Genomic DNA, 17,119 nt, shown 5'->3' on the forward strand with positions numbered 1-17,119 from the left:
ATAGTTCCGGAGGGTAAAAATGCGCATTACGCAGGAAGCCGATTACGCCGTGCGGATAATTGACTGCCTTGCGAGGCAGAACAAGAGGTTAGATGCACGTACCATATCGGAAATGACCGGAGTAACACTGCGTTTTACACTTAAAATATTGAGAAAACTCCTAATAAGCGGGATTGTTATATCCTATAAAGGCGTTCAGGGCGGTTATGAATTGGCGAGGAAACCGTCCGAAATCAACATGAGACAGGTAATTGAGGCTGTAGACGGCCCGATTGCTATCAGCCGCTGTGTTTCTGGTGAACTGCCTTGCAGCCTTACGGAGAGCGACTGCGGCTGTTATTACCACAAGATTTTCGTCGATGTTTCAAAGGCTATTCGGGATAAATTTGAAAGCATAAATTTCGGTATTAAAGACCAAGGCAAGCGTTAATATTGGTAAAACAGCCTAAGGCTAATATCCGGAGCGGCTGGGCATGCGTTCTTAAGCTGCTCCGGCTTTTTTTATGTACATATATGCTCATAGCAGTTGATTTAACAGAAAAAAGGCGTGCTGCAAAACTTTTCGTTTGGCAGCACGCCGCAGGTTTTCGGCGATAACAAAAAAACCGTGTCCACTTTTTAGACACGGCCAATATGCGGGATTTATATTAAATAAATATTAATAATGTGTATTGACACAGCACGTTGTTTGCTGTATAATATAACACTGTATCAAAATAACCATAGCATAATTTTTCTATTTTATAATCCTGTTTTTATTATAGCATATGCTTTTTATTTGTTCAATAGTCCTGTGAAATTTGTTTAAATTGCACTTAAGTTACTTCAGATAGGTCAAAAGATGAATGGAGTGTTGATTATATGGTGAATGTGACGCCGGTAGAGCTTGGCAAGAATGTCCGAATGAGTTTTTCTCACATCAACGAGGTTCTTGATATGCCGAACCTTATTGAGGTGCAGAAAAAGTCATACGAATGGTTTCTTACGCAGGGCTTGAAGGAAGTTTTAAAAGACGTTTCTTCAATTACTGACTTCACCGGCAACCTTGTACTCAGCTTTGTCGACTACAGAATTGACGACAAACCTAAGTACACCGTTGAAGAGTGTAAGGAACGCGATGCCACCTATGCGGCTCCGCTGCATGTGCTCGCAAGGCTCGTAAATCGTGAGACTGGAGAGGTTAAGGAACAGGAAATCTTCATGGGCGACTTTCCGCTCATGACCGACAGCGGTACATTCATTATAAACGGTGCGGAACGTGTCATAGTTTCACAGTTAGTTCGTTCACCGGGCGTCTATTACGGAATGGACCATGACAAAACAGGCAAAAAGCTTTTCACTTCAACTGTAATCCCAAACCGCGGCGCGTGGCTTGAATACGAAACCGACATCAACGATGTTTTCTATGTCCGTATTGATAAAAACCGTAAAATTCCGATTACTGTTCTGATACGCGCACTCGGACTCGGAACGGACGAGCAGATTCTCGACTTTTTCGGGGATGATGAACGTATCAAGGCATCTATAGAAAAAGACAATACAAAATCCGTGGACGAGGCGCTTATCGAAGTTTACCGCAAGCTGCGCCCGGGCGAGCCTCCGACAATTGAGAGCGCACAGGCCCATATCAACGCTTTGTTCTTCGACAGCCGCCGTTATGACCTTTCACGTGTTGGACGTTACAAATATAATAAGAAGCTTGCAATCGGCGCACGGATAATGGGAAAAACGCTTTCCCGCCCCATTGTCAACCCGATGACAGGCGAAATAATGGCTGAAGCAGGCGAAACACTTTCGAAGGCGAAAGCACTTGAAATTGAGAAAGCCGGCGTCGACACCGTTTACGTTGATGTAAACGGCCGTGAAGTCAAGGTTATCTCAAACGGTATGGTCGACGCAAAGGATTTTGTCAGCTTCGATCCTGAGGAAGTCGGAATAAACGAAAAAGTGCGTTTTTCCGTGCTCCGTGAGATTCTCGAAAACTCCAAAGATGAGAATGAAATCAAAGAAGCGTTTAAAGAACGTGTAGACGAGCTTATTCCTAAGCATATTATCGTAGATGATATCTTTGCTTCTATAAATTATCTCAACTGCCTTGCCAGCGATATTGGCACAATAGACGATATCGACCATCTGGGCAACCGCAGAATCCGCAGCGTGGGTGAACTTCTCCAAAACCAGATCCGTATTGGTTTTTCACGTATGGAGAGGGTTATTCGTGAGCGCATGAACCTCCAGTCCCAGGACATGGATGTTGTCACGCCTCAGTCGATAATCAACTCCCGTCCGGTAATGGCGGCAATCAAAGAGTTCTTTGGCTCCTCGCCGCTGTCACAGTTTATGGACCAGACAAACCCGCTGGCGGAACTTACGCACAAACGCCGTCTTTCAGCTCTCGGCCCCGGCGGCTTGTCCCGTGATAGAGCTGGATTCGAAGTCCGTGACGTACACTACACCCATTACGGACGCATGTGCCCAATTGAAACCCCTGAAGGTCCTAACATCGGACTGATTTCCTACCTTGCGTCTTATGCGAGAATAAATGAGTATGGTTTCATTGAAGCCCCCTACCGCAAGGTTGACAAAGAAACCGGCGTTGTTACCAACGAAGTTGTATATATGACCGCTGATATGGAGGATGATTTCATAATCGCGCAGGCTAACGAGCCTCTTGATGAAGAGGGGCATTTCGTACGGCCGCGTGTTGCTGCCCGTTTCAGGGATGAAATCCTCGAAGTCGAGCGCGAAAAGGTCGACTTCATGGACGTTTCTCCTAAGATGGTCGTTTCTATAGCAACTGCTATGATTCCGTTCCTTGAAAACGACGACGCGAACCGTGCCCTCATGGGTGCAAACATGCAGAGGCAGGCTGTTCCGCTTATCAAGACTGAGTCTCCGATTGTCGGCACCGGTATGGAATATAAGGCTGCCATCGACTCAGGCGTTGTTGTCCTTGCTAAGGAAGACGGCGTGGTCGAAAAGGTTTCGGCGCGTGAAATCGTTATCCGCACGGACAGCGGAAAGATGGAAACTTATCACCTCATTAAGTTTATGCGCTCTAACCAGGGCACCTGCATAAATCAGCGCCCGATCGTTTATAAGGGCGAGCGCGTCAAGAAGGGACAGGTTATAGCCGACGGCCCGTCGACAAGCCAAGGCGAGATATCACTCGGACGCAATGTCCTCATTGGCTTTATGACCTGGGAAGGTTATAACTACGAGGACGCAGTTCTCCTCAACGAAAGGCTTGTAAGAGATGACGTCTATACGTCAATTCATATAGAAGAATACGAGATTGAAGCACGTGATACCAAACTCGGTCCGGAAGAGATTACCCGCGATATTCCGAACGTCGGTGAGGATGCGCTGCGCGACCTCGACGAACGCGGTATTATCCGTATCGGCGCTGAGGTTCGTGCCGGAGATATTCTGGTCGGCAAGGTAACACCAAAGGGTGAAACCGAGCTTACTTCAGAAGAGCGCCTGCTGCGTGCTATCTTCGGTGAAAAAGCCCGTGAAGTCCGCGACACATCGCTTCGCGTTCCGCACGGCGAATATGGAATAGTTGTCGACGTAAAGGTATTTACAAAAGAAAACAGCGAGGAATTAAACCCCGGAGTAAATATGGTAGTTCGCTGCTATATTGCTCAGAAGCGCAAAATCTCCGTCGGTGACAAGATGGCGGGACGTCACGGAAACAAGGGTGTTGTTTCGCGTATTCTTCCTCAGGAAGATATGCCGTTCCTGCCGGATGGCACGCCCCTTGACGTTGTTCTTAACCCGCTGGGCGTACCTTCCCGAATGAATATTGGTCAAGTTCTTGAAGTCCACCTCGGCTATGCAGCGAAGGCACTGGGCTGGAAGGTGATGACACCGGTATTCGACGGTGCCCACGAGGAAGACATCGCTGAATGCCTTAGAGCAGCAGGCCTGCGGGAGGACGGAAAATGTATACTTTACGATGGACGTACCGGCGAGCCGTTTGACAATCCTGTTACGGTTGGTTATATGTACTTCCTCAAACTTGCCCATCTTGTCGATGATAAAATCCACGCCCGTTCAACAGGCCCGTACTCACTTGTTACTCAGCAGCCGCTCGGCGGTAAGGCGCAGTTCGGCGGTCAGCGTTTCGGTGAAATGGAAGTTTGGGCGCTGGAAGCTTACGGCGCTGCCTATACCCTGCAGGAAATCCTGACTGTCAAGTCCGACGACGTGGTCGGAAGAGTTAAGACCTATGAATCCATTGTCAAAGGACAGAATGTGCCGAAACCGGGCGTTCCTGAATCGTTCAAGGTTCTCATCAAGGAACTTCAGTCTCTTGGCCTTGACATGAAGGTGCTCAACAAAAACAATGAAGAGGTTGATCTCAGAAATACATTTGACGACGACGATAATATCGGGATCGGACATATCGAAGATATGTCAAAGGTATCAGTTGACAACGACTTTGACGACGGTTTCCAGATAGGTGAACCGGAGCCAGAGCCGGACGAAGATATCAACGAGGAAATCGATACAATTGATTTCCCCGACGGCGAAGAACTTGAAGATCAGGATGAAAACCTGGGCAATGATTTCGATGAGTTTGACGAATAAAATTAAAATGTAAGGGGTCGGCTTTTGTGGAATTTAGTGTATTTGATAAGATTAAGATAGGGCTTGCCTCTCCCGAAAAAATTTATGAATGGTCCTATGGTGAGGTTAAAAAACCAGAGACAATAAATTACAGAACCTTAAAGCCTGAGCGTGACGGCCTTTTCTGCGAACGCATATTCGGGCCGCAGAAGGACTGGGAGTGCCATTGCGGAAAATATAAGCGTATCCGTTTCAAGGGCAAAATTTGCGAACGCTGCGGTGTTGAAGTAACCCGCTCAAAGGTTCGCCGCGAGCGCATGGGCCATATCGCGCTCGCAGCCCCAGTTTCACATATCTGGTACTTTAAGGGCATTCCGTCAAGAATGGGACTTATTCTTGACCTATCCCCGCGCCTTTTGGAAAAGGTGCTGTACTTTGCTTCTTATATCGTAATCGACCCGGGCAATACACCGCTCGAGAAAAAGCAGCTTCTTACCGAAAAAGAATACCGCGACATGCGTGAAAAATATGAGGACGATTTCAAGGCCGGCATGGGTGCCGAGGCCATTAAAGAGCTGCTTGCTGAAATCGACCTCGAAAAGCTCTCTGCAGAGCTTAAAGAAGAGCTGAAGAATTCAACCGGTCAAAAGAGGGTAAGGATTCTTAAGCGTCTGGAAGTTGTCGAAGCATTCCGCCTTTCTGGCAACAGGCCGGAGTGGATGATTCTGGAAGCAGTTCCTGTCATTCCGCCGGACCTGCGCCCGATGGTCCAGTTGGACGGCGGACGTTTCGCAACATCGGATTTAAACGACCTTTACCGCAGGGTTATCAACCGTAATAACAGACTCAAGAGGCTCCTTGAGCTTGGAGCTCCGGATATTATCATCCGCAACGAAAAGAGAATGCTTCAGGAAGCTGTCGACGCCCTTATCGACAACGGACGCCGCGGACGCCCTGTTACAGGCCCGAACAACAGACCGTTGAAATCGCTTTCAGATATGCTGAAAGGTAAACAGGGACGTTTCCGCCAGAACCTGCTCGGTAAACGTGTTGACTACTCCGGACGTTCGGTTATCGTCGTCGGCCCTGAACTGAAGATGTATCAGTGCGGCCTGCCGAAAGAGATGGCTCTGGAGCTGTTCAAACCGTTTGTTATGAAGCGCCTTGTTGAAACAGGTGCTGCCAATAATATAAAGAGCGCAAGAAAGATGGTAGAACGCGCAAAGACCGAGGTTTGGGACGCGCTGGAAGACGTAATCAAAGGGCATCCGGTTCTTCTAAACCGTGCTCCTACTCTGCACAGACTCGGTATACAGGCATTCGAACCTGTTCTCGTTGAGGGCCGTGCACTTAAGCTTCATCCGCTTACCTGTACTGCTTACAATGCGGACTTCGACGGTGACCAGATGGCTGTTCACGTTCCCCTTTCGGCAGAAGCGCAGGCTGAGGCACGTTTCCTGATGCTTGCTGCTAACAACCTGTTGAAGCCTTCTGACGGCCGCCCTGTTACTGTTCCTACTCAGGACATGGTCCTCGGTTCCTACTATCTGACTATCATAATGCCGAACGAGCCGGGCGAAGGCAAGGTATTCCGCAGCTTTGAAGAAGCCCTCCTTGCTTATCATTCAGGCGTCGTCGGTCTCCACGCTCCTATTAAGGTAAGGGTAGAAAAAGAGATAGACGGCAAGAAGATATCACGTATTATCGACTGCACAATCGGTCGTATCATATTTAATGAACCGATTCCTCAGGATCTCGGTTATGTTGACAGAACCGACGAAGAGCATATGCTTGATCTGGAAATCGCATTCCTCGTCGGCAAGAAAGAACTCGGAAAAATTATTGAGAAGTGCATAGCAGTTCACGGAACATCCGTTACTGCGGAAGTGCTTGATAAGATTAAGGCACAGGGTTATAAGTATTCAACCAAGGGCGCCATTACAGTTTCTGTTTCCGACGCCGTAATTCCTCCGCAGAAGAAGGAACTCATTGCCGAAGCAGAACGGAAGATTGAGGATATAAGCAAAAAGTTCCGCCGCGGCCTGCTCTCCGAGGAAGAGCGTTTCGACCATGTCATTAAAGTCTGGGATGAAACGACAAAGAAGGTCACAAACGCATTGACCGACAACCTCGACAGGTTCAACCCGATATTCATGATGGCGAACTCCGGTGCTCGTGGTTCCATCAACCAGATAAGACAGTTGGCCGGTATGCGCGGACTTATCGCTAACACGTCCGGACGCACCATTGAGGTTCCGATTCGTGCTAACTACCGTGAAGGCCTTAACGTATTGGAATACTTCGTTTCATCCCGTGGTGCCAGAAAGGGTCTTGCTGATACGGCTCTTCGTACTGCGGACTCCGGTTACCTGACCCGCCGCCTTGTCGATGTTTCGCAGGAAGTTATTATCCGCGAAGAGGACTGCGGCACAAGCAAAGGCATAACCGTCCACTCGATCAAAGACGGCAATGAGATGATCGAGCCGCTGACTGACAGACTTATAGGACGTTATCCGGCTGAAGATGTCATTGATCCGGATTCGGGTGAAGTGATAGCCAAGCGCAACGTCATGATTACCGAAAAGACGGCGAACAGAATTGTAAAGGCCGGCATAGAAGCGGTCAAGATTCGTTCAGTGCTCACCTGTGAGTCCAAGAACGGTATCTGCGCTAAATGCTACGGTGCGAACCTTGCCAATGGCGAGCCGGTCAACGTAGGTGAAGCCGTCGGTATCATTGCAGCACAATCCATCGGTGAACCCGGTACACAGCTTACAATGCGTACTTTCCACACCGGCGGTATCGCGAGTGCCGAGGATATTACACAAGGTTTGCCGCGTGTTGAAGAACTCTTCGAGTCTCGTAAACCAAAGCACCTTGCTATTATCTCTGAGATTGATGGCGTCGTCAGCATGTTTGAGGATAAGAAAGGACGTCAGGTTATCGTCACAAATCCTGAAACAGGAGACTCCCGCACTTACTCTATTCCTTACGGCTCCAGAATTAAGGTTTCAGAAGGCGAGAGGATTTCCGCAGGTGACCTCCTGACAGAAGGCTCCGTCAATCCGCACGACATTTTGGCAGTAAACGGTCCAGAGGCGGTTCAGGATTACCTCATTCAGGAAGTTCAGAGAGTTTACCGTATGCAGGGTGTTGATATCAACGATAAACACATCGAGGTTATCGTTCGTCAAATGATGCGCAAGTTTAAGATCGATGATCCGGGAGATACTAACCTGCTGCCGGGCGAACTGCTTGAACTGCCGCAAATTGAGGAAGAAAACAGAAGGATCCGCGAGCGTATCCGTAATGGTGAAGAAGGTCTCCGCGAAGCCACCTATGTACCGACGCTCCTCGGTATTACAAAAGCCTCTCTTGCTACAGAATCGTTCCTGTCGGCTGCTTCCTTCCAGGAAACAACAAGGGTTCTCACCGAAGCCGCCATCAAGGGCAAGGTTGACCCGCTGCTGGGACTTAAAGAAAACGTTATCATCGGAAAGCTTGTTCCTGCAGGAACCGGTATGGAATGCTACCGCGATGTTGATATTGAAGTAGAAGAACAGGCTTGACAAAACAGGCTTCGTGATGATACAATTTGAAAGGTTGACTAAATTCATCAAAAAAGTCCTTGATTTATGGTGTTTCGTAATTTAACGAAACACCATAACATCCGTTTTAAGCAATCCAAGGCGTGTTTAGCGGTTATTTTCCGCTTTCACATAAAAACCATGTTATTGGAAAATATTAAAGTGAGGAGGTGCAATATGCCAACCTTTAATCAGCTCGTACGCAAAGGCAGAGAAACTGTCGAGAAAAAGGCCAAGGCTCCTGCTCTTTTGAAGGGGTACAATACCAAGAAGCATATCTATATCGACCAGAATTCTCCGCAAAAGCGCGGTGTCTGCACAGTAGTAAAGACTATGACACCGAAAAAGCCTAACTCAGCGTTGCGTAAAATCGCCAGGGTAAGACTTACAAACGGTATTGAAGTCACATCCTATATTCCTGGTATTGGTCACAATCTTCAGGAGCACAGCGTTGTTCTGATTCGCGGCGGCCGTGTTAAGGACCTGCCTGGTGTGCGTTATCACATCATCCGCGGTACTCTTGATGCCCAGGGTGTTGCAAATCGTATGCAGGGACGTTCTAAGTACGGTGCTAAGAAGCCGAAGGCCGGTTCCGCAGCCAAGAAGTAATTTTGAAATGAGTTATCATGCCACGCAGCGGCAGTTTAAAATATATGAAGGTTTCAAAATGAATCCTGTATGTTTTTTGCCTCTGCTAGCATCACGAACACAAAATGCCGAAAGGAATATGTGTTCGAGTACCTGTGAATTCATAATGTGAAGGAGGGAAGCGAAGTGCCAAGAAGAGGCTCCGTTTCAAAGCGCGATGTTTTGCCAGATCCACTGTATAATTCAAAGCTTGTTACCCGTCTTATAAATAATATAATGATCGATGGCAAGAAGGGCGTTGCGCAGAAAATTGTTTACAGCGCTTTCGAGATAGTAAAAGAAAAGACCGGAAAAGACCCGCTTGAAGTTTTCGAGCAGGCTTTGGAAAATATAATGCCGGTGTTTGAGGTTAAGGCACGCCGCGTAGGTGGTGCAACTTACCAGGTTCCTATAGAGGTTCGCCCCGAAAGGCGCCAGACGCTCGGACTTAGATGGTTAACATTATACTCCCGCGCAAGAAGTGAAAAGACTATGCGTGAGAGACTTGCCGCAGAGATACTCGACGCTGTTAACGGCGTCGGCGGCGCTGTCAAGAAGAAAGAAGATACACATAAAATGGCTGAAGCTAATAAGGCGTTTGCACACTACAGGTGGTAAAAGTGCCTTCCAGCCTCAGAAAGAAACTCTTATACGGCGCAAAACCATGCAATATATTTTTGCCGCGCCGTATGCACACGTATTGGTAGTTTAAGGAGGACACTATGCCAAGAGAAGTTCCACTGGAATTAACAAGAAATATTGGCATAATGGCCCACATCGACGCCGGCAAAACGACTACAACCGAGCGTATCCTTTTCTACACTGGAAAAACGCACAAAATCGGTGAAGTCCATGATGGTGAGGCGACGATGGACTGGATGGAGCAGGAGCAGGAGAGAGGTATTACCATAACTTCTGCTGCTACGACTTGCTTCTGGAAGGGCCATAGGATCAATATTATAGACACGCCGGGCCACGTTGACTTTACAGTTGAAGTTGAACGTTCACTTCGCGTGCTTGACGGTTCAGTTACAGTATTTTGTGCCAAGGGCGGTGTTGAGCCGCAGTCTGAAACCGTTTGGCGTCAGGCTGAGGAATATCACGTTCCGCGTATGGCATATATCAATAAGATGGACATCATGGGTGCTGACTTCTATCGTGTTATCGACATGATGAAGGAGCGCTTAAAGTGTACACCTGTTCCAATTCAGCTTCCCATCGGCAGTGAAGATAGCTTTAAAGGCATCATCGACCTTATGGACATGACCGCGGACGTTTATTACGACGACCTCGGCAAAGATATGAGAGTTGAAGAAATCCCCGATGATATGAAGGAAAAGGCTGAGCAGTATCATCAGGAAATGGTTGAACTGATTGTTGAAACCGATGATGAGCTCATGGCCAAGTATCTCGAGGGCAAAGAGATTACAAAAGAAGAGCTTAAGAAGGCTCTGCGTGCTGCAACAATCGCGAACAAGCTTGTTCCGGTTACCTGCGGTACGTCTTACAGGAATAAGGGCGTTCAAAAGCTCCTCGACGCTATTGTCGACTATATGCCGGCTCCTACTGATATTCCCGCAATAAAGGGAAAAGTTCCAAAAACTGATGAGGAAGTTGAACGTCACGCAAGCGACGATGAACCGTTTGCTGCTCTTGCATTCAAAATCGCTACAGACCCGTACGTCGGAAAGCTGTGCTTCTTCCGCGTATATTCCGGTAAAGTCAACGCCGGTGACACCGTTTACAACTCAGTAAAAGACAGCAATGAAAGATTAGGCCGTCTTCTTCAGATGCATGCGAACCACAGACAGGATATAGATACTGTCTATGCAGGCGACATCGCCGCCGCTGTCGGTCTGAAGAATACCACAACCGGTGATACCCTCTGCGATGAAAAGCATCCGGTTATCCTTGAATCAATGGAATTCCCAGAGCCTGTTATCCGCGTAGCTATTGAACCGAAGACTAAAGCGGGTCAGGAGAAAATGGCTATCGCACTTTCAAAACTCGCTGAAGAAGACCCGACGTTCAAGACCTATACTGATGAAGAAACCGGACAAACCATTATTGCAGGTATGGGTGAGCTCCACCTTGAGATTATCGTTGACCGTTTGCTCCGCGAATTCAAGGTTGAAGCTAATGTCGGTAAACCTCAGGTTGCTTACAAAGAGACAATCCGCAAGCCAGCCGATGTAGAACACAAGTATGTACGTCAGTCAGGTGGACGCGGCCAGTACGGTCACGTTAAGATTAAGATGGAGCCGAACGAACCCGGCAAAGGCTACGAGTTTGTCAACGCCATTGTCGGCGGTGCCATCCCGAAGGAATATATTCCTGCTGTTGACGCTGGCTTACAGGGTGCAATGCAGTCTGGTGTACTTGCCGGCTATCCTGTTGTCGACGTTAAGATAACACTTTACGACGGATCTTTCCATGAGGTCGACTCTTCTGAAATGGCCTTTAAGATTGCCGCATCAATGGCATTCAAGGAAGGCATGAAGAAGGCTGACCCGGTACTCCTCGAGCCTGTTATGAAGGTTGTCGTTATTGTTCCTGAGGAGTACATGGGCGATGTAATCGGCGACCTGAACTCCCGCCGCGGACAGATCCAAGGCATGGTCGCAAGACCGGGTTCACAGCAGATTACAGCTTATGTCCCGCTTGCAGAGATGTTCGGTTATGCAACAGACCTGCGTTCAAAGACACAGGGACGCGGACAGTACTCTATGGAGCCGAGCCATTATATCGAAGTACCGAAGTCAATTCAGGAAAAGATTATGGCCGAACGCGGCAAAAAAGAGTAATAATTTTAGTTTTGATTAATTATCTATGTAATCAGCCCGTTACTACTTGAAATTTTAGGGCAATACTGATAAAATTGTTCTATCAGTAGTATGGGCAATAATAGTGTTTTATAAGGAGGACAAAAAAGTGGCAAAGGCTAAGTTTGAGAGAAACAAACCTCACATTAATATCGGTACGATTGGTCACGTTGACCATGGTAAGACAACCCTGACCGCTGCTATCACAAAGGTTCTCGGTTTCAAGGGCAAAGCTGAGTATATGGCTTATGACCAGATCGATAAGGCTCCTGAAGAGAGAGAGCGCGGTATCACAATCAACACCGCTCATGTTGAGTACGAGACAGATGCAAGGCATTATGCACACGTTGACTGCCCGGGTCATGCTGACTATGTTAAGAACATGATCACTGGTGCTGCTCAGATGGACGGCGCTATTCTCGTCGTTTCCGCTGCTGATGGCCCGATGCCTCAGACTCGTGAGCACATCGTTCTTGCCCGTCAGGTTGGTGTGCCGTATATCGTCGTTTATATGAACAAGACTGACCAAGTCGACGATCCTGAACTTCTCGAGCTCGTTGAAATGGAAATTCGTGACCTGCTCACGAAGTACGAGTTCCCTGGCGACGAAGTCCCGGTCATCAAGGGTTCAGCTCTCCAGGCTCTCGAGTGCACATCAACAGATATCAATGCTCCTGAATACAAGAGCATTCTCGAACTGATGGATGCTGTTGATAAGTATATCCCGACTCCGGAACGTAAAGACGACCAGCCGTTCCTTATGCCTGTTGAAGACGTATTCACCATCACAGGCCGTGGTACTGTTGCTACAGGCCGTGTTGAGCGTGGTACTGTCAAGCTCGGTGAAGAAGTTGAGATTATCGGTCTTACAACAGAGCGCAAGAAGACTGTTATCACAGGTCTTGAGATGTTCCGTAAGACTCTTGACTTCGCAGAAGCCGGCGACAACATCGGTGCACTTCTCCGTGGTATTCAGAGAAATGAAATCGAGCGTGGACAGGTTCTCTGCAAACCTGGATCAATTCATCCGTATACAAAGTTCACTGGCCAGGTTTACGTCCTGACTAAGGAAGAGGGCGGCCGTCATACTCCGTTCTTCAACAACTACAGACCGCAGTTCTATTTCCGTACAACAGACGTTACTGGTGTCATCACTCTGCCGGAAGGCACTGAGATGTGCATGCCTGGCGACAATGTTACCATGAATGTTGAGCTCATCACTCCGATTGCTATCGAAGTTGGTCTGCGTTTCGCTATCCGTGAAGGCGGACGTACAGTAGGCTCAGGTATGGTAACAGCTGTTTATGACTAATTGAATAACGGCTTAAATATGCTTAAAAATCCTCCGCTTTTTAAGCGGAGGATTTTTTATGCTCAATTTTACATTTGTACCATTAAACGACACCTTTAAACAACAAGACAGGCATATAATAGTTATACAACGCTACGATATCACGTTGGATTGAATGTGAATCCCTGATATTTTTAAGAGCAAATAAATATTGCTGAGGAAAGAATAATGACCGTATACATAGATGTTTTGTTTATAATTAACCTGATTATAAACTATTTCATAGCACTTGCGGTCGCCAGTTTGCTGCAGATAAACTGCAAAAGGCTAAGGATATTTGCGGGCGCAGTTTTCGGCGCCTTGTATGCGGTATTTATATTTTTCCCAGAGTTAAATTTCATGTATACGGCAGTTTCAAAACTACTTGCCTCTGCTGTAATAATATTCATCTCGTTCAAAATACATAGTTTGAAGCATTTTATTGTGCTGCTTTTCAATTTTTATCTTATCAGCATGCTTTTCGGCGGTGCTATGTATGCTATCCAGTATTTTTTGGCGCCGCCTGTGTTGAACGTCAGAAACGGCGTTACATATATGGACATTTCCCCGATGTTGTTGATATTGACAAGTGCGGGGTGCTATATTGCGATACATCTTTTCTCAAAGTTTTATCATAGAAATGTACATACAGACGATATTTATGAGACAGAAATTTATCTCAACGGCACTGCGGCCGCAATGGACGCATTGCTTGATAACGGCAACGACCTCTGCGACTCGCTGACGGGCACGCCAGTAATAATAGCAGAGTATTCAAAGATTGAGAAGTTGATTCCCAAATCACTGAGGCACTGCTATAAAACAGGGGTTATGGCAGACCCGTCGGTTTTGGAAGCAGCAGGTTTCAATAAAAGGTTCAGGGTTATACCATACAAATCCGTCGGCAGTGCAGGCGGGGTATTACCGGCTTTCCGTCCGGATAAACTCGTAGTAAAAGGTGCAGACATCGAATGTACCGACGTCCTTGTAGCAGTCTCAGACCATAAGTTTTCTGATGACGGCAGTTTCAGCGCTTTGCTGAATCCGAGAATTTTCAGAAAAGCGGTTCCTCAGATACAGAAAGCGGCAAAGTCGCAAAAATAAATGTAATGCATCTGCTTTATACTGGAGATGGTTTTGTGTTCGGGATATTTAAAAAAATACTTCTGAGAATCAATTTAAGTTTAAATCTTGCCGCCGCGAGAATTTTAAATCGCAAAGTCTATTATATAAATGGTCCGGAGCTGCTTCCGGCGCCGCTTGCGACGGAGGAGGAAAAAGAATGTCTCCGCAACCTCATGAAAGATGAGGATAGGGCGGCAGGAGCCAGAAATAAGCTGATTGTTCATAATCTAAGGCTTGTCGTATATATCGCAAAGAAGTTTGAAAATACGGGCATTGGCGTTGAGGACTTGGTCTCAATCGGGACGATTGGACTCATAAAAGCGGTCAATACATTTTGCCCCTCAAGGAATATAAAGCTTGCAACTTATGCCTCGCGGTGCATCGAAAACGAAATTCTCATGTTCCTGAGGAAAAACTCGGGGCTGAAAAATGAGGTCTCAATTGATGAACCGCTTAATATAGACTGGGATGGCAACGAGCTGCTGCTTTCCGACGTCCTCGGGACAGAGAGCGATGTAGTACATCAGAATATTGAAAAAGATGTTGAGAAATCGCTGCTTGAGGACGCGATTAACCACCTTTCAAAGCGCGAACGAACAATTATGGAAATGCGGTTCGGCCTCTGCGACGGCGTCGAGCGCACCCAAAAAGAAGTGGCGGATACGCTCGGAATTTCACAATCATACATATCAAGGCTTGAAAAGCGCATAATATCAAGGCTTCGCAAGGAAATCGAAAGAGTGAGCTGATAGGCCGCAATTTGTTTACCAATATTTACAATCGCATAGATGGCCCCAAATATTCAGAATAGCGGTATTAAAAGTCCCTTACAAGGTAATACTGAAAATGAAAAGTATTACCAGCACTGGAGGGGCCGATATGCAATTAAACAAGGTAGAAATTTGCGGTGTCAACACATCAAAGCTAAAAGTTCTGACTGAAGCTGAGAAAATGGATTTGCTGCAAAAGACCAGACAAGGCGACTTAAAAGCGCGCGAAGATCTTATCAACGGAAACCTCAGGTTGGTTCTCAGTGTGATACAAAGATTTACAAATAGAGGAGAAAATTTAGACGACCTGTTTCAGGTCGGTTGTATAGGGCTTATAAAAGCAATTGATAATTTTGACCTCTCTCAGAATGTCCGGTTCTCCACTTATGCAGTTCCGATGATAATCGGAGAAATCAGAAGATATTTAAGGGACAACAATCCGGTGCGGGTGTCGCGCTCAATGCGTGATATAGCATATAAGGCGATGCAGTGCAAGGAAAAGCTGACAAATGAAAAGCAGCGAGAGCCGACAATTGAAGAACTCGCAAAGGCGATGGATATTCCCAAAGAGGAAATTGTCCTTGCCCTCGAATCGGTGGTGGAACCGGTGTCGCTTTACGAGCCGGTTTATTCTGATGGAGGCGACACTATATATGTAATGGATCAAATAGGCGATAATAACAAAGATGACGATTGGCTTGATGAAATTGCGCTTAAGGAGGCGATAAGTCATCTGACAGACCGGGAAAAGCGCATCCTGTCGCTGAGATTTTTTGAAGGGCACACGCAGATGGAGGTGGCCGCCGAGATTGGCATTTCACAGGCACAGGTTTCGCGGCTTGAAAAGGGTGCCCTTTCAAAGATAAAAAAACAAATATAAAAAACTTGACGGAACTGCTCATTGCAGTTCCGTCTTTTGTTCCATATAACTTCCCGCCCCAATGTTGTGGGGTTCATAAGCGCTGATAAGTGGAAAAAGAATATTAAAAAATGGCTGCAGAAATTGTTTTGAAATTGCAAAATCCATCATTGACAATTAAGGACTGACTGTGATATGATTTAGTTAGCGGAAACGTTACCGGAAACGATTTTGTGAATGAGTGGTATATTATGACTCCACTAACAATAAAGGATATCGCGCAGCTTGCTGGCGTTGGTGTCAGCACTGTTTCGAGAGCGTTGAATAATTATCCAGATGTCAACGAAGAAACTAAACAAAAAATTCTTGCTATTGTTGAAAAATATAATTATTCACCGAATCAAAATGCGAAAATTCTCAAGCAAAATGCTACAAATAATGTAAGCATTGTAGTAAAAGGCAGCGCGAACCCATTCTTTGAAGTTATTATTGAAAGAATGCAGCAGGACCTCGAAAAGCATGGATATAATGCTTTAGTTAATTATATAGATGAACGAAGTGACGAAATCAGCGAGGCTTCAAAACTCAATGTTGAAAAAAAGCTGGAAGGCATAATCTTTCTCGGGGGTACGGCCGGCAGGTTTGAAAAGGAATTGACTAAATTCCGTATTCCGTGTGTTGTTTCGACGGTTTATGTCCCTCTTCCGCCGGACTGCAATAAGGCTTGCGTGTGCGTCGATGACCGTGCAGCGGCTGCTATGGCTATGGATTATCTTGTCGAGAACGGGCACCGGCATATTGCGATTATCGGCGGCGAACGCGGCAACAGAGACGGCATAGACTTGCGATTTGAAGGCGCGATGGAAAGCTTAAGAAAACATGGAATAGAGTTCGATGAGCGGTTCTATGCTGAATCAAAATTTTCGCTGTCTGATGCCTACAGTGCAATGTCGCGTTTGCTTTTCCCGGGGACTCCGATAACGGCGGTTTTAGCTATGTCTGACATTATGGCTATTGGAGCCGCGAAAGCAATCACTGATTCAGGACTTAAGATACCGGATGATATTTCGATTATAGGCTATGACGGCATTGACATGGCTTATTTCTATAATCCGACTCTTGCTACAATCAAACAGCCAGCAAATGAACTTGCAAGGATAAGCGTTGATATATTGATCCGCCTAATAAATGGAGAGAAAATAGAAAGCAATCAAATCCAGCTCGAAACAGAGATGATTAAAGGCTGTTCTGTAAAAAGAATATAAGATTCCGGTCGGCAATCCGGGCCGGACAAGGCCCGGATTGCCAGGACATAGGTATGCCTATTGCCGGAAACGTTTCCGGCAATTAGATGAAATCGGCATTAGGTGATAGAGAGTCTATATATGGTTAAGAAAAGAGATGCATGCGCCATGTGAAAGTTG

The 17,119-nt window shown here is 46.6% G+C and carries 11 protein-coding genes; all 11 read left to right on the forward strand.

Annotated elements, in window-relative coordinates:
• The first annotated feature begins 19 nt into the window (after positions 1-19).
• The 11 genes from V6C21_RS08465 to V6C21_RS08515 all read left to right on the forward strand — a co-directional run bounded on the left by V6C21_RS08465 (position 20) and on the right by V6C21_RS08515 (position 16,960).
• Positions 20-430 (forward strand): RrF2 family transcriptional regulator, encoded by a 411-nt coding sequence (locus V6C21_RS08465; RefSeq protein WP_034841624.1) that lies wholly within the window; start codon positions 20-22, stop codon positions 428-430.
• A 431-nt stretch (positions 431-861) separates the two neighbouring features.
• Entirely contained in the window at positions 862-4,596 is a 3,735-nt protein-coding gene (rpoB, locus tag V6C21_RS08470) for a DNA-directed RNA polymerase subunit beta (RefSeq protein ID WP_479268800.1), read from the forward strand.
• Between the two features lie 26 nt (positions 4,597-4,622).
• A complete protein-coding gene (gene rpoC, locus V6C21_RS08475; RefSeq protein ID WP_034841630.1) occupies positions 4,623-8,144 on the forward strand; it encodes a DNA-directed RNA polymerase subunit beta' in 3,522 nt (1,173 codons plus the stop codon).
• Between the two features lie 195 nt (positions 8,145-8,339).
• Entirely contained in the window at positions 8,340-8,771 is a 432-nt protein-coding gene (rpsL, locus tag V6C21_RS08480) for a 30S ribosomal protein S12 (RefSeq protein ID WP_034841633.1), read from the forward strand.
• Between the two features lie 165 nt (positions 8,772-8,936).
• Positions 8,937-9,407: a 30S ribosomal protein S7 gene (gene rpsG, locus V6C21_RS08485; RefSeq protein WP_479268801.1), complete on the forward strand. Its 471-nt coding sequence runs from the start codon at positions 8,937-8,939 to the stop codon at positions 9,405-9,407.
• A gap of 104 nt (positions 9,408-9,511) precedes the next feature.
• On the forward strand, positions 9,512-11,593 hold the full coding sequence (fusA, locus tag V6C21_RS08490; RefSeq protein ID WP_479268802.1) for an elongation factor G: 2,082 nt from the start codon (positions 9,512-9,514) through the stop codon (positions 11,591-11,593).
• Positions 11,594-11,720: 127 nt separating this feature from the next.
• Positions 11,721-12,923, forward strand: coding sequence for an elongation factor Tu (tuf, locus tag V6C21_RS08495; protein WP_479268803.1), 1,203 nt, complete (start codon positions 11,721-11,723; stop codon positions 12,921-12,923).
• Between the two features lie 207 nt (positions 12,924-13,130).
• Positions 13,131-14,045, forward strand: a complete 915-nt coding sequence (gene spoIIGA, locus V6C21_RS08500; RefSeq protein ID WP_034837782.1) for a sigma-E processing peptidase SpoIIGA — start codon at positions 13,131-13,133, stop codon at positions 14,043-14,045.
• A 62-nt stretch (positions 14,046-14,107) separates the two neighbouring features.
• A complete protein-coding gene (gene sigE, locus V6C21_RS08505; RefSeq protein ID WP_479268862.1) occupies positions 14,108-14,815 on the forward strand; it encodes an RNA polymerase sporulation sigma factor SigE in 708 nt (235 codons plus the stop codon).
• A 130-nt stretch (positions 14,816-14,945) separates the two neighbouring features.
• Positions 14,946-15,716: an RNA polymerase sporulation sigma factor SigG gene (gene sigG, locus V6C21_RS08510; protein WP_034837779.1), complete on the forward strand. Its 771-nt coding sequence runs from the start codon at positions 14,946-14,948 to the stop codon at positions 15,714-15,716.
• Between the two features lie 230 nt (positions 15,717-15,946).
• Positions 15,947-16,960 carry a LacI family DNA-binding transcriptional regulator gene (locus tag V6C21_RS08515; RefSeq protein ID WP_034837777.1) on the forward strand — a complete coding sequence of 338 codons (1,014 nt, stop codon included), beginning with the start codon at positions 15,947-15,949 and terminating at the stop codon, positions 16,958-16,960.
• Positions 16,961-17,119: the final 159 nt, after the last annotated feature.

This window comes from [Clostridium] cellulosi (assembly GCF_036762875.1).
GTDB lineage: Bacteria > Bacillota > Clostridia > Oscillospirales > Ethanoligenentaceae > Ruminiclostridium_D > Ruminiclostridium_D cellulosi.

Bases quoted from the DNA above. Each gene is read 5' to 3' on its own strand.
- rpsL (WP_034841633.1), top strand. From the start codon at position 8,340: ATGCCAACCTTTAATCAGCTCGTACGCAAAGGCAGAGAAACTGTCGAG.
- V6C21_RS08465 (WP_034841624.1), top strand. From the start codon at position 20: ATGCGCATTACGCAGGAAGCCGATTACGCCGTGCGGATAATTGACTGC.
- fusA (WP_479268802.1), top strand. From the start codon at position 9,512: ATGCCAAGAGAAGTTCCACTGGAATTAACAAGAAATATTGGCATAATG.
- V6C21_RS08515 (WP_034837777.1), top strand. From the start codon at position 15,947: ATGACTCCACTAACAATAAAGGATATCGCGCAGCTTGCTGGCGTTGGT.
- sigG (WP_034837779.1), top strand. From the start codon at position 14,946: ATGCAATTAAACAAGGTAGAAATTTGCGGTGTCAACACATCAAAGCTA.
- spoIIGA (WP_034837782.1), top strand. From the start codon at position 13,131: ATGACCGTATACATAGATGTTTTGTTTATAATTAACCTGATTATAAAC.
- rpoB (WP_479268800.1), top strand. From the start codon at position 862: ATGGTGAATGTGACGCCGGTAGAGCTTGGCAAGAATGTCCGAATGAGT.